Source organism: Streptomyces sp. NPDC001393 (assembly GCF_053597455.1).
In genome coordinates, this window is the sequence record NZ_JBSFIH010000001.1 from 60,415 (window position 1) to 73,353 (window position 12,939).

Annotated in this window: 14 protein-coding genes and 2 tRNA genes; 13 read left to right on the forward strand and 3 right to left on the reverse strand. The window is 70.9% G+C overall.

Annotated features, from left to right (window positions below; translation table 11 throughout):
* Positions 1-35 precede the first annotated feature (35 nt).
* From ACWC2T_RS00245 to ACWC2T_RS00255, 3 genes are all read left to right on the forward strand, one after another.
* Positions 36-1,322 (forward strand): glutamate-5-semialdehyde dehydrogenase, encoded by a 1,287-nt coding sequence (locus tag ACWC2T_RS00245; protein ID WP_450668207.1) that lies wholly within the window; start codon positions 36-38, stop codon positions 1,320-1,322.
* A gap of 120 nt (positions 1,323-1,442) precedes the next feature.
* Complete coding sequence (locus tag ACWC2T_RS00250; RefSeq protein WP_450668208.1) at positions 1,443-2,009, forward strand: SCO2584 family spore wall biosynthesis protein; 567 nt, start codon at positions 1,443-1,445, stop codon at positions 2,007-2,009.
* Positions 2,010-2,098: 89 nt separating this feature from the next.
* A complete protein-coding gene (locus ACWC2T_RS00255) occupies positions 2,099-3,169 on the forward strand; it encodes an SCO2583 family membrane protein (RefSeq protein WP_450668209.1) in 1,071 nt (356 codons plus the stop codon).
* A gap of 70 nt (positions 3,170-3,239) precedes the next feature.
* Here ACWC2T_RS00255 and ACWC2T_RS00260 read toward each other — a convergent pair whose 3' ends face one another.
* Positions 3,240-4,328 (reverse strand): M48 family metallopeptidase, encoded by a 1,089-nt coding sequence (locus ACWC2T_RS00260; protein WP_450668210.1) that lies wholly within the window; start codon positions 4,326-4,328, stop codon positions 3,240-3,242.
* A 102-nt stretch (positions 4,329-4,430) separates the two neighbouring features.
* On the opposite strand from ACWC2T_RS00260, the gene ACWC2T_RS00265 reads away from it, so the two are divergent.
* From ACWC2T_RS00265 to ACWC2T_RS00310, 10 genes are all read left to right on the forward strand, one after another.
* Positions 4,431-4,595, forward strand: a complete 165-nt coding sequence (locus ACWC2T_RS00265; protein ID WP_388759541.1) for a hypothetical protein — start codon at positions 4,431-4,433, stop codon at positions 4,593-4,595.
* A 120-nt stretch (positions 4,596-4,715) separates the two neighbouring features.
* Positions 4,716-4,871: a hypothetical protein gene (locus tag ACWC2T_RS00270; protein ID WP_388759543.1), complete on the forward strand. Its 156-nt coding sequence runs from the start codon at positions 4,716-4,718 to the stop codon at positions 4,869-4,871.
* Between the two features lie 56 nt (positions 4,872-4,927).
* Positions 4,928-5,614: a nicotinate-nucleotide adenylyltransferase gene (gene nadD / locus ACWC2T_RS00275; RefSeq protein WP_450668211.1), complete on the forward strand. Its 687-nt coding sequence runs from the start codon at positions 4,928-4,930 to the stop codon at positions 5,612-5,614.
* Between the two features lie 16 nt (positions 5,615-5,630).
* Positions 5,631-7,370 (forward strand): LCP family protein, encoded by a 1,740-nt coding sequence (locus ACWC2T_RS00280; protein ID WP_450668212.1) that lies wholly within the window; start codon positions 5,631-5,633, stop codon positions 7,368-7,370.
* 102 nt (positions 7,371-7,472) lie between these two features.
* Positions 7,473-7,919: a ribosome silencing factor gene (gene rsfS / locus ACWC2T_RS00285; RefSeq protein ID WP_450668213.1), complete on the forward strand. Its 447-nt coding sequence runs from the start codon at positions 7,473-7,475 to the stop codon at positions 7,917-7,919.
* Positions 7,916-8,584, forward strand: a complete 669-nt coding sequence (locus ACWC2T_RS00290) for a histidine phosphatase family protein (protein WP_450668214.1) — start codon at positions 7,916-7,918, stop codon at positions 8,582-8,584. The genes rsfS and ACWC2T_RS00290 overlap by 4 nt, the downstream gene beginning before the upstream one ends.
* A gap of 145 nt (positions 8,585-8,729) precedes the next feature.
* Positions 8,730-8,802: transfer RNA gene (locus tag ACWC2T_RS00295), tRNA-Ala, on the forward strand.
* Positions 8,803-9,053: 251 nt separating this feature from the next.
* Positions 9,054-9,227, forward strand: coding sequence for a hypothetical protein (locus tag ACWC2T_RS00300; protein ID WP_330340009.1), 174 nt, complete (start codon positions 9,054-9,056; stop codon positions 9,225-9,227).
* Between the two features lie 3 nt (positions 9,228-9,230).
* Positions 9,231-9,464 (forward strand): hypothetical protein, encoded by a 234-nt coding sequence (locus tag ACWC2T_RS00305; RefSeq protein ID WP_006136074.1) that lies wholly within the window; start codon positions 9,231-9,233, stop codon positions 9,462-9,464.
* Positions 9,465-9,579: 115 nt separating this feature from the next.
* Positions 9,580-9,652 (forward strand) — tRNA-Ala (locus ACWC2T_RS00310).
* Positions 9,653-9,771: 119 nt separating this feature from the next.
* Here ACWC2T_RS00310 and ACWC2T_RS00315 read toward each other — a convergent pair.
* On the reverse strand, positions 9,772-11,382 hold the full coding sequence (locus ACWC2T_RS00315) for an NADH-ubiquinone oxidoreductase-F iron-sulfur binding region domain-containing protein (RefSeq protein WP_450668215.1): 1,611 nt from the start codon (positions 11,380-11,382) through the stop codon (positions 9,772-9,774).
* Positions 11,382-12,659, reverse strand: a complete 1,278-nt coding sequence (locus tag ACWC2T_RS00320; RefSeq protein ID WP_450668216.1) for a cytochrome b/b6 domain-containing protein — start codon at positions 12,657-12,659, stop codon at positions 11,382-11,384. The genes ACWC2T_RS00315 and ACWC2T_RS00320 overlap by 1 nt, the downstream gene beginning before the upstream one ends.
* Positions 12,660-12,939: the final 280 nt, after the last annotated feature.

The window sequence follows — 12,939 nt, forward strand, 5'->3', positions numbered from 1 at the left end:
GGTGACCGACCCGGCCCGCGCACTACCCTTCCCTCATGACCACGCTCTCGCCGTACGACTCGATGTCCCCGGTCACCCAGGCCGCCTACCGGGCCAAGGCCGCCGCCGCCGACCTCGCGCCGCTGCCGCGTGCGGTGAAGGACGACGCGCTGCTCGCCATCGCCGACGCCCTCGAGGTCCGGACCAGCGAGATCGTCGAGGCCAACGCCAAGGACGTCGCCAAGGCCCGGGAGCACGGCACCAGCGAGGCCATCGTCGACCGGCTCACCCTCACCCCCGAGCGGGTCCGCGCCATCGCCTCCGACGTCCGTGACGTGGCGAAGCTGCCCGACCCGGTCGGCGAGGTCGTCCGCGGCTCCACCCTCCCGAACGGCATCGACCTGCGCCAGGTCCGCGTCCCGCTCGGCGTCGTCGGCATCATCTACGAGGCCCGTCCGAACGTCACCGTGGACGCCGCCGCGCTCTGCCTGAAGTCAGGCAACGCCGTCCTGCTGCGCGGCTCCGCCTCCGCCTACGAGTCCAACACCGCCCTCGTCCGCGTCATCCGCGACGCCGTCGGCGGCGCCGGGCTGCCCGCCGACGCCGTCCAGCTGGTGCCCGGCGAGAGCCGCGAGTCCGTCCGCGAGCTGATGCGCGCCCGCGGCCTGGTCGACGTCCTCATCCCGCGCGGCGGCGCCTCCCTGATCCAGACCGTGGTGAGCGAGTCCACCGTCCCCGTCATCGAGACCGGCACCGGCAACTGCCACGTCTACGTCGACGCCCACGCCGACATCGACATGGCCATCGACATCCTGATCAACTCCAAGGCCCAGCGGGTCAGCGTCTGCAACGCCGCCGAGACCCTCCTCGTCCACCAGGACATCGCCCCCGTGTTCCTGCCGCGCGCCCTCGACGCCCTCGCCGAGGCCGGCGTCACCGTGCACGCCGACGAGCGGGTGCTGGCCTACGCCAAGGACTCCAAGGCGACGGTCGTGGAGGCCGTGGCCGAGGACTGGGAGACCGAGTACCTCTCGTACGACATCGCCGCCGCGGTGGTGGACTCGCTGGACAAGGCCGTCGAGCACATCCGGCTGTGGACCTCCGGCCACACCGAGGCGATCGTCACCACCTCCCAGCAGGCCGCCCGCCGCTTCACCCAGCTGGTCGACTCCACCACCGTTGCCGTGAACGCCTCCACCCGCTTCACCGACGGCGGCCAGTTCGGCTTCGGCGCCGAGATCGGCATCTCCACCCAGAAACTGCACGCCCGCGGCCCGATGGGCCTGCCCGAGCTGACCAGCACCAAGTACATCGTCACCGGCGACGGCCACGTGCGCCCCTGAGACCCCCCGTTCGGCCGTACGCCGCCGGGGGCGGGCGGGGCGGCCGAAACGGTGTCTCATCAGTCAGACGAATTTCCATACCGTCTGCCCAAATTGACCCCCCAGGTCTACTCTGTATGCGTGCCGGAGGACGTGGGGGGCACGCCGTTCCCTGACGGCTGGGAGCCCGACGACGACCACGACCACGGGGTGTCGGACGAAGAGTTCGCCTCCGTGGTCTTCGACGAGGCCTTCGTACGGGCGGCCACGGTCCATGAGCCGACCGCCGTCGAGCGCCTCCTGGCCGCCGCACAGGCCAGAGCCGAGGCCTCCGAGGCGGAGGCCCGCCGCGCCCACGCCCGAAGCGAGCGCTACGACGACGCCTACGGCCCCGAGGGGACCGATTTCGGCCAAGATCCGGACGACGACGAGCTGGAGGACACCTACGTCCTCGGCGACCGCCACTTCGGGGGATACGGCAGACCGGTCCGCTGGCACCGCCCCGTGGCCTGGGTGCTGGCCGTCGTGATGGGCATCGGCATGGTCGCCCTGGCCTTCGCCGCCGTCTACCGGGGCGGTTCCGCCGACACCCGTGACGGGGTCCCCGCGCCCGCCCCGACCGGCCTGGAACAGGGCAGCGCCGCCGGGCCCTCCGTCTCCGCCGACACCTCCCAGCCGGCGGCCTCGGCCATCCCGCGCTCCCCTTGAACGCCCACGCCCGCATTTGGTGAGCACCTGTCAGAAGTTGTCGTGTAGCAGGGCGTTTACCTGAGGCCCACGCGACCTACTCTGAAAGTATGGGCGGGCCTGGAGACCCACCGGAGGGCACACCCGAGGGCGGCCCCGCAGGTGGCGAGGACGAGTACCGATCCGTCGTGTTCGACGAGTCGTTCGTCCGCGCTGCCCGCCTCCAGGAGTACTCCGCCGAGGAGCGGATGGCCGACCACGCGCCCGCCGTACGCCGCCGCCCGCCCCTGCACCGCGGACTCACCCGGCAGGCCCTGGTCCTCGTCCTGCTGATCGCCGTCGCCTTCGGCACCGCGGTCTACATGGGCATCCGCCACCCCTACGGCACCCCGGAGGCCCGGCGCCCCGTCGAGCCCCTGCGGATGACGGTGATCCCGCTCGCCCCGACGGGCAGGGTGCCCGGCACCGCCGACGCCGAGTACCTGTACGCGCACAGCCCCGCCGCCCAGTACGACATCGGCGCCGAGGGCATACCCCTGCCGGCCTCCCGCAGCACCGCTCACTTCTCCGACAGCCAGGTGGTGGCCGCGCTCACCACCGCCAAGGACTACATCGTCCGCTCCGCGCTCTACCCCGAGGTGCTCACCGGCCGCCAGGTCAGCCCCGCCCGGTCCCTCCTCGACGCCGACCAGCTCGACCAGTTCGACCAGAGCTTCGACCACCCGGCGGCGGACGGCCGGCACGCCGCCACCGGCTGGCTGGTCCGCCTCGACCCCTCCCGCGCCCGGCTCGCCGACGACCGGGTCCGCGTTCAGGGCGACCTGCAGGCCACCGAGTCCGACGCGGACACGCTGGAGGTCACCGCCGACCACACCTTCGTCTACGCCCTGCGCCCCACCGGCGCCGCGGCGAACGCGCCGGTGTCCCTCTTCACCGTCCGCCGCGAGCTGACCTTCCGCTTCACCCGCGACGACCTGCGCGCCCACCAGGTCCAGCTGCTCACGTCCTACGTCCAGGCCGGCCCACTCGCCTGCGCCGAGGACTCCACGGCCTACTTCCGCCCCCTCCTGGCCGGCCAGACCGCCCACACCGGCGCCCCTGCGGGCACCGACCCCTACGAGACCGACAGCCCCACGGCCCTGTGCGGAACGCTGGCCGCCGGGGCTCAGCCGAAGGTGTGAGCGGGCGCCTTCGGCGCTGGCCTGGGCGGGGTCCGGCGGTGCGGCCGAGCGCCGTTGTGGCGCGGCGGAGTCAGCCCTCCTGAGGGGCGTCCGTCGGGCCCTCCTGCGCCGGGGGCGGGCTGCGGAAGCCGTCGAAGCCGCGGCGGACCCGGCCGCCCAGGTCGCCCGCGCCGCCCGCGAGGTCGGAGACCAGCTTCATCAGCGGGTCCTTGGAGGTCTTCACGTCGCTCGCGTAGCTGGCCGCCGACTCGCGGAAGGAGTCGCTGACCGAGGTGTCCTTGTCCTCGTCGCGCCGCGGATAGTGGCCGTCCATGATCCGCTGGAAGTCGCGGGACTCGGCCCACTTCTTCAGCTCGGCCGCACGGATCGTGGCGAAGGGGTGCGAGCGGGGCAGCACGTTCAGGATCTTCAGCACCGAGTCGCGCAGATCGCCCCCGGACTCGTACTCCTCGGCCTGCTCCAGGAACGCGTCCACGTTCATCTCGTGCAGATGGTTGCCGCCCGCGATCTTCATCAGGCCGCGCATCGAGGCCCGTACGTCCTGCCCCACCAGCAGCCCCGCCCGGTCCGCGGACAGCTCCGACTTGCGGAACCACTCCCGGAGCGCCGTGATGATGGCCATGATCGCGAAGTTGCCCAGCGGGATCCAGGCGACCTTCAGCGCGAGGTTGGTCAGGAACAGCAGGATCGTGCGGTACACCGAGTGCCCGGACAGCGCGTGTCCCACCTCGTGCCCGACGACGGCCCGCATCTCCTCCTCGTCGAGGAGCTCCACGAGCCCCGTGGTGACCACGATGATCGGCTCGTCCAGGCCGATGCACATCGCGTTCGGCTGCGGGTCCTGGTTGACGTACATCGGCGGGACCTTCTCCAGGTCCAGGATGTAACAGGCGTCCAGCAGCATGTCGTGCAGGTGCTGGAACTGCCGCTCGGAGACGCGCACCGAGTCGGACAGGAACAGCAGCCTCAGGCTCCGCTCGGGCAGCAGCCCGCTGAGCGCCTTGAAGACGGTGTCGAATCCGCTCAGCTTGCGCAGCGCGACCAGGGCCGAGCGGTCGGCCGGGTGCTCGTAGGCACGCGAGGAGATCCCCGGGAAACGCCTGCGCTGCCTGCTCGGCACGCGCTCGTGCCCCGTGTGCTGCTGGCCGTCGTCGGACATGTCTTCCCCCATGTGCGTGTGAGTGCCCACTGTGCCCCCGAAGCGGAGCCCAGCCTAGGCGGAGATACCGTGGACGGGCAGTACAGCCGAAGGAGTCCACTCATGGAGCACCATCCCGCAGCCGCCCGGCTGACCGAGGCCGCCGCGAGCGCCGTCCAACAGCACGGGTCGGGCAATCTGCTCCGCATCGTCTTGATCGTGATGGTCCTGGGCTGTGCACTGACCGCCTGGTTCCTGCTCAGCGGCTACAAGCGGAAAGACGACTGACAGCTCAAACAAGTTCCCCGCGCGGCCCGAACGGCAGAGTCGGCGTGATCGCCGCCGGGGCGCCCGCATACGATGAGCCGACATCTTTATCCCGCCCACACGCGTTAGGTCCTGCCGAAGATGAGCCTTCACAGCGCCGCAGCCCAGATGGTCACCCTCGCCGAAGCCGAGGGCGGCCACCACAACAGCCTCAACCCGGCGGTCACCGGCGGCAGCGCCCTCGCCATCCTGCTGCTCCTGCTGTGGATCACCACCCGCTTCAACCGCGACCGCTGAGCGGGGACCCCGTCCCCGGCCGGACGTCCAGGACCGGGCCGGTAGGGTCTGCACGCATGGGAGAGCAGGACATGCCTACCGGTCCGGCGTACGAGAGGGCCGACGACAGGGTCGAGCACCCGCAGTACCGGCCGTTCGGCGGCCCCGCCCACACGGGCAAGCGGCGCCTCGGCGTCATGGGCGGGACCTTCGACCCGATCCACCACGGGCACCTGGTGGCGGCCAGCGAGGTCGCCGCGCAGTTCCAGCTGGACGAAGTGGTGTTCGTGCCCACCGGCCAGCCCTGGCAGAAGTCCCACCGCAAGGTCTCCCCGGCCGAGGACCGCTATCTGATGACGGTCATCGCCACCGCCGAGAACCCGCAGTTCTCCGTCAGCCGCATCGACATCGACCGCGGCGGCCCCACCTACACCGTGGACACCCTGCGCGACCTGCGCGCCCTCAACCCCGACACGGACCTGTTCTTCATCACCGGCGCCGACGCTCTCGCGCAACTGCTGACCTGGCGGGACAGCGAGGAACTGTTCTCCCTCGCGCACTTCATCGGCGTCACCCGGCCCGGTCACCACCTGACCGATGTCGGCCTGCCCGAAGGCGGCGTCTCGCTCGTCGAGGTACCGGCGCTCGCCATCTCCTCCACGGACTGCCGTGCGAGAGTCGCCAAGGGAGAACCCATCTGGTACATGGTGCCGGACGGAGTCGTGCGCTACATCGACAAGCGCGAGCTGTACCGCGGCGAGTGAGCCGAGAGGGGCACCGGTGAACGACCGATACCACGCGGATGACGCAGGCTACGGCGGCGGCCCGTACGAAATCGTCGGCTACGACGAGTACGGCCGGCCCATGTACCGGCAGGTCCCGACACAGCAGGCTCAGCAGGCACACCAGACACCTCAGGCTCAGCAGGCGACCTACGACCCGTACGCCCAGCAGCAGGGCTACGGCTACGATCCGTACGCCACCGGCCAGCAGCCGGTGACCCCCTACGACACCGACCGGCCCGCACCCGGGTACGACCCCTACGGCTCCCATGCCCCGTACGACCCCTACGGCACCGGCACCCGGCACCCCGCCGGCCACGACCCGTACGGGCAGGCCGCGAGCAGCGGACAGCAGCCCCGGGTCACCGAGCACACCGCCCACATCCCGCAGCAGGCCGGCCCGGGGCAGGCCCCGCACGTCCCGGCGCAGCCCGAGGGGCCGCACGACGACGGTGAACGGGACTACCGCACCGAGCAGTTCGCGTTCGTCGAGGAGCCGGACGGTGACTCCGAGGACGTCATCGACTGGCTGAAGTTCACCGAGAACCGCACCGAGCGCCGCGAGGAGGCCCGTCGCCGCGCCCGCAGCCGGATCATCGCCTTCGTCGTCGTCCTCGCCCTGGTCGCCGTCGGCGGCGTCGGCTACCTCTGGTACGCCGGGAAGCTGCCCGGCCTGTCCTCCGCCGGCTCCAAGCCCGGCGCGGCCACGCCGGTCGGCGCCCAGAAGCGCGACGTGATCGTCGTCCATCTGCACAACACCGGCAAGGGCGGCACCTCCACGGCCCTGCTGGTCGACAACACCACCACCAAGCAGGGCAGCACCGTGCTGCTGCCCAACTCCCTCGCCCTGAGCGCCGACGACGGCTCCACCACCACCCTCGCCAAGTCGGTGGCCGACGACGGCTCCTCCGGCACCCTCGGCCAGCTCGACACCGTGCTCGGCACCAGCATCCAGGGCACCTGGCGGCTGGACACCCCCTACCTGCAGAACCTCGTCGACCTGGTCGGCAACATCGACATCGACACCAACACCGACGTGCCCGACCCGGACACCGGCAAGAAGGGCGCCGAACCCCTCGTCCACAAGGGCAGCCAGCAGACCCTCAGCGGCAAGATGGCCGTCGCCTACGCCACCTACCGCGCCGCCGGCGAGTCCCCGAACGCCCAGCTGGAGCGGTTCGGCCAGGTCATGCAGGGCGTGCTGCGCAAGATCTCCTCCGACCCGTCGTCGGCCACGACCACCGTGCAGACCCTCGCGCAGATCCTCGACCCGCCGCTCACCGACAAGGACCTCGGCGCCTTCCTCGCCAAGCTCGCCGATCTCGCCAAGAGCGGCGCCTACCGGACCGCCCTGCTGCCCGTGCAGGCCGACGGCACCCTGAGCGCGAGGACCAGCGACAGCGTGGTGAAGGACATCCTCGGCGGCACCGCCAAGAGCCCCGACGCCGGCTCCGCGGTCCGGGTCTCCGTGCAGAACGCCACCGGTGTGAAGGACGACACGGAGAAGGCCCGCGTGGTGCTGCTCAACGGCGGCTTCACCTTCCTGGAGGGCGGCGACGCCTCCGGGACGCAGGCCACCTCGAAGGTGCTGTACGCGGACGCCGCCCACAAGTCGGACGCCACCGAGGTCGCCAAGACCCTCGGCCTGCCCGCCGGCTCCGTGGCCAAGGGGACCGTCTCCTCCGGCGCCGACGTCTCGGTGGTCCTCGGCCAGGACTACAAACCCGCCAGTTCGTGACCGGGTCCCGGGCGCCCCACGTGCCACGGTAATCACGTGGGGTGCGCCCGGCGGTCCGTGAGACCCTTGAGGTCCAGTGACCGCCGACCCGAAAGCTACGCAGTGACCGCCACCGACCGTTCCCTTGAGCTCATCAACACCGCCGCCCAGGCGGCGGCCGACAAGCTCGCCCACGACGTCATCGCCTACGACGTCAGCGACGTACTGTCGATCACGGACGCCTTCCTGCTCGCCTCCGCGCCGAACGACCGCCAGGTCAGGGCCATCGTCGACGAGATCGAGGAGCGCCTGCTGCAGGAGCTCGGCGCCAAGCCGGTGCGCCGCGAGGGCGACCGGGAGTCCCGCTGGATCCTGCTCGACTACGTCGACATCGTCGTGCACGTCCAGCACAGCGAGGAGCGGGTCTTCTACGCCCTGGAGCGGCTGTGGAAGGACTGCCCCGAGCTGGAGCTGCCCGCGGACGCCAAGGCCACCCGCGGCAAGGCGGCGGAGCACGCGAGGCTGCAGGCCGCCGAGGCCGAGCAGGAGCCGGGCGGGGAGTGGGCATGAGCGCCACGGGCGAGGTGACCGACCGCAGGAACCGCGGCCGCCGCATCATCCTGTGGCGGCACGGCCAGACCGCCTGGAACGTCGAGCGCCGCTTCCAGGGCAGCACGGACGTCGCGCTGACCGAGACCGGCATCGGCCAGGCCCGCCGCGCCGCCCGGCTGCTGGCCTCCCTGGGGCCGGACGCGATCATCTCCTCGGACCTGCAGCGCGCGGCGCACACGGCCGCCGAGCTGGCCGCCCTCACCGGCCTCGACATCACCCGCGAGGAGGGCCTGCGCGAGACCTACGCGGGCGTCTGGCAGGGGCTGACGCACGAGGAGATCATCGCCCGCTACGGCGAGGAGTACGCCGCCTGGAAGCGCGGCGAGGCGGTCCGCCGCGGCGGCGGCGAACTGGAGACCGAGGTCGCCGACCGCGCCGCACCCGTCGTACTGCGGCACATCGAGAAGCTGCCCGAGGACGGCACCCTCGTCGTCGTCAGCCACGGCGGCACCATCCGCACCACCATCGGCCGGCTGCTCGGCCTGGAGGCGGCGCACTGGGAGAGCCTCGGCGGCCTCTCCAACTGCTGCTGGTCCGTGCTCGGTGAGGGCGCCCGCGGCTGGCGCCTGCTGGAGCACAACGCCGGCACCCTCCCGGAGCCCGTGCTCGGCGACGACGACTGATCGACGACGACTGATCGACGACGACTGAGCGTCCGGCGGCTCGCGGACCCCGGATTTCACTTTCTGGCAGGTCACAGGCTAAAGTTCTTCTTGTTCGCCCCGCCGAGCGGGGCGGGACACCACGCGGCTCCGCCGCGTGACGCAAGGGGCTATAGCTCAGTTGGTAGAGCGCCTGCATGGCATGCAGGAGGTCAGGAGTTCAATTCTCCTTAGCTCCACAGATCGGATCCCGTCCCCCTCAGGGGGGCGGGATCTTCTGCTGTAGGCCTTCTGCTGTGTGGCCGGGGGCTGACCGCACGAAGCCGAACCGGGTTGAGTCACTCCCGGCCCCGCGCTCGTATCCACTGTCGTGGCGACGTTCTCGGCGCTCGTGTCCGGACTGGTACTGAGGCGTCGCTGACCGTATTGCTCCGGCCGTGGCAGAATCAAACGGCCGGAAGGGGGCGCGGCCCGACGGGAGGGAGTAGCGATGCCTGCGAGCATCCTTGAGGAGGTCGGCCACCTCCTCGGTGCGGCGTTGATACAGGACACGACCACCCGGCTGAGCTGCCCTTCCTGCGGTTCCGCGCACGTCGCACAAGTCCTCGGCGACAACGGCGGAATCTCCTACGTGTGCACGGCCTGCGGCCACAGCTGGAGCTGATCGATGGGTGCACACAGGCGAAAGTGCGACTGGTGTGGGAGCGGTACGCCGATCGTCCGTGACATGGAGCCGATCAATCCCGACTACCAGTACTGGTGCGAGGAATGCGCGCGGGCGCTGATCATAAAAGGCGACCCGATCGAGACGTACCGGGAATTGGAGGGCGAGCCGATCTACGGCCGTCTCCTCGAAGAGCACTGCACACTCAAGCGGTTCTACTCCTTCGTGACTGCCTGACAAAACGGACATCTGCCTTCTAACTGGGGCGCGGTGGGAATGGATTTGGCGCTGCGCCCGCGGGCCTGTAATGTTTACGTCGTCGCCGGGGGAACCGGGCGAAACAAGAAAACAAGGGGCTATAGCTCAGTTGGTAGAGCGCCTGCATGGCATGCAGGAGGTCAGGAGTTCAATTCTCCTTAGCTCCACAGCAGTCGAAGGCGGATCATCCCGATGGATGGTCCGCCTTCGGCGTGTTGTGCGACGCGCCGCAGGCCCGAACAAGACGGCGGGCCACCCGCCCGGGTGGCCCGCCGTCGTCGTGCGCTCAGCGGCCGAGAGCGCGCCGGCCGCGGCCCTGGGAGACGACCGGCAGGTTGCGGGACGGTGCCTGCCCACGCGTGTCCTCCTCGATGCGCAGGGCGAGCGCCGGGCAGCGGCGTACCGCGCGCAGCGCCTTGGCCTCCGCGTACCGCGGCACCTGCGCCTGGGCGACGGTCGGGAAACCGTCGGCGCCGAGTTCGAACACCTCCGGGAGGATGTCGGCGCACAGTCCGTGGCCCCGGCACAGCGTCCAGTCGACGTAGATCTTCTGGCGGCTTGCGCCGGTCTCCTCGGGCTCTGTGCCGCCCGGGATGCCCGTAGGGGCCCTGCCCCCCTCGAAGAGCGGCAGAACGCCCTCCACGGGCCGTCCGCAGCCGTTTCCGAGGACATGCGCGGCCAGGTCGTCGGTGAACGCCTTGATGGTCGACTCCAGGAACATCGCCGAGCCGTCCGGATGCGAACACGCGCCGCGGCGCTTGACGTTCTTCGCGACCTGCTTCAACGCTTCCAGGGCGGCCGGACCGCCGCCGTTCAGGATGTCCTCCATGCCGCGCGCGGCGGCGGGCAGTCCGAGGTAGCAGGGCCCGCACTGGCCCGCGCTCTCCTCGGCCAGCCACTGCGCCACCCGCAGCGACTCGCCGAGCGGGCAGGTCTCCTGGCTGATCGGCAGGATCGCGCCGGCACCCAGCGAACCGCCCACCGCGTCCAGCGAGTTGCGGGAGACGATCGCCTCGTCGACGGTCGCCGCGTCGATCCACTTGCCGTGATAGCCGCCGGTCAGCACGCCCTGCGGCACCGGCGGGGCACCCGCCAGCTGCAGCACGTAGCGCAGCGGCACGCCCGTGGGCACCTCGATCACCATCGGGCGGGCGACCGCGCCGGACACGGTGAGCATGACGGTGCCCGGCTCGTCGTACAGGCCGGTGTTGCCGTAGCGCTCGGGGCCGATGCGGGCGGCGATGGCCAGCTGCGCGAACGTCTCCGCGTTGGACAGCAGGGTGGGCGCGCCGCCGACGCCGCTCTGCGAGGCGCTGATCTTGCGGCCGGGCGGGATCGCCGGGCCGCCGTCGACCGAGCGGATCAGCGAGGCGGCCGCGCCGGTGACCATGCGCACGGGGTTGCGTTGCACCCACGCGCGCAGCGCCGATCTACGGCTGTTGCTCAGCCCGCGTTCGGCGAGCGCGGCCTCCATGGAGCGCTGCGTGGACTCGCGGGTGACACCGATCACGAGTGTGCGCGCGCCGAGTGCCTCGGCGCACAGCAGCGCGCCGTCCAGGATCAGGTGCGGGGCGCGGTTGATCAGCACCGTGTCCTTGCGGCAGGCCGGTTCGTCCTCGCTGCCGTTGACCACGACGACCGGCCGCACCCCGCGCTTGATCGCCGACTCGGCGACCGAGCGCAGCTTCTTGTGGAAGGGGAAGCCGGCACCGCCGCGGCCCCTGAGGTTGATGCGTTCGGCGAGCTGTGCGAGCTGCTCGCCGGCGAGCGGGTCGAGCGGCCCGTGCACCTTCAGGTGCATGGGCAGGTCGAGTCGTTCCACAAGGTCGAAGCCCGACGTGAGCTGCGGAAGGCCGACCACGCGGACTTCGGGGACGTCGGGCAGGGCCTCGTTCACTAAAAGCCTCCGGACGGCGTGTTCCAGGATTCGCCCGAACCCGGAGTGTCGTACGACGCGCCGGGCAGCGTTTCGGTAGCGGGACCGCTGTTGTACGTGTCACTGGCGTTGTACGTGCCATAGAGGCCGTTTGTCTCACCGGTGTCGTACATGTCACTTCCGCCGTATCCGGCGGTGCCCGAATTGCCGTAGACCGGAATGGTCTGCCCGGTGTCCTGGAGCGGGTCGTACACGGACCGCGGGGCCTCGCCGACCGGCGGCGGGGACGGGATCGGCCAGCTTCCCGAGGCGCCGGCGGAGCCGTCCATGCGCGGCATGGCCTCGGTGGCCTGCATGTCCAGCGGCAGGTCCATGCGAGCGGTCTGGCCGGCCGGGTACGACGGCCGGGAGCGGCCCGGTGCGGAGACGGCGCGGTAGGCGGCCGCGAAGCCCGACGCGGGTTCCGCCGCGGGGGCGGCGGGGGACTGGTACAGCGGCGCGGAAGGGGCGGCGGCCCCCCTGGGCTCGCGCCGGTCCTCGAAGCCCGCCGGAGCCGCTTCGGCCACCCGGGAACGGCTCGCGTCGAGCTCCTCGAGCCCCGGCCGCTCCGAGCTCCCGAACAGCGCCACGAGCCGGTCGGCGACCCTGCGCTTGACCGGGCGGGGGGCGGCGCGCAGGGCGAGGGCGGCCATGACCGCGAGCAGGGACAGCGCGTACAGGTACGTGAAGAGCGGGCTCTTCACCGGGCGGCCCGCGTACAGGCCGTGGATCAGCGCGGCGCACCAGGCCGGGTAGGACAGCATGTGCATGGCGCGCCAGCGCGCGGCGACCGGGGCGGGGGTGGCGAAATTGCTGCGCAGGGCGCCGGTGACGCCCACGAAGATCATCAGCAGGCCGGCCAGCGAGCCCAGTCCGATCAGGCCGCCGATTCCGGTGACGCCGAGCGAGAACGGGATGATCGCGGCGATCAGCTGCGTGTGGCCGAGTGCGATCTTGATGGTGATGTGCAGCAGCAGGAATGCGATCGACGCGACCCCCAGCGTGCGGTGCACCGCCTGGCCGATGATCCGCTGCCGGATGTTCAGGAAGATCCGGTCCTGGGCGAACAGGCCCCAGATCACCGAGCAGCTGAGCGAGACCAGGGACATCACGCCCGCGCCGAAGTTCAGGAAGTCCTGGACCTGGTTGCCTCCGACCAGCACGACCACGGGTATGAGCAGCAGGGCGACGGCCGACGCCACCCCATAGGCCGAGCGGCCCGGTTTGGGGAGGGAGCGGGTACTACGACGAGGGTTCATGGGGGCAACTCCGAGCAGTTTCGGGAAAGCGGTCCCGCTGCCGAACTCTAAGTGGCGCCATACCGATCAGTACGGGGTTTGAGTTATTGCGTTGTTATCAACGGACTATGCGACTGGGGTGATGTCCCTTGGGGGACGGTACGCGAAGTAGTTGTTGACCTTGGTTCAGCTCCCCTTGCGACTCCTGGCATGTCCACAAGGGATACGGAAGCGGGCCGCGGCTTGCTCAAGGCCGTCGCCGCTCGCTCGGGGCCTGCGGTACCCTAACGCCATGCGTGCC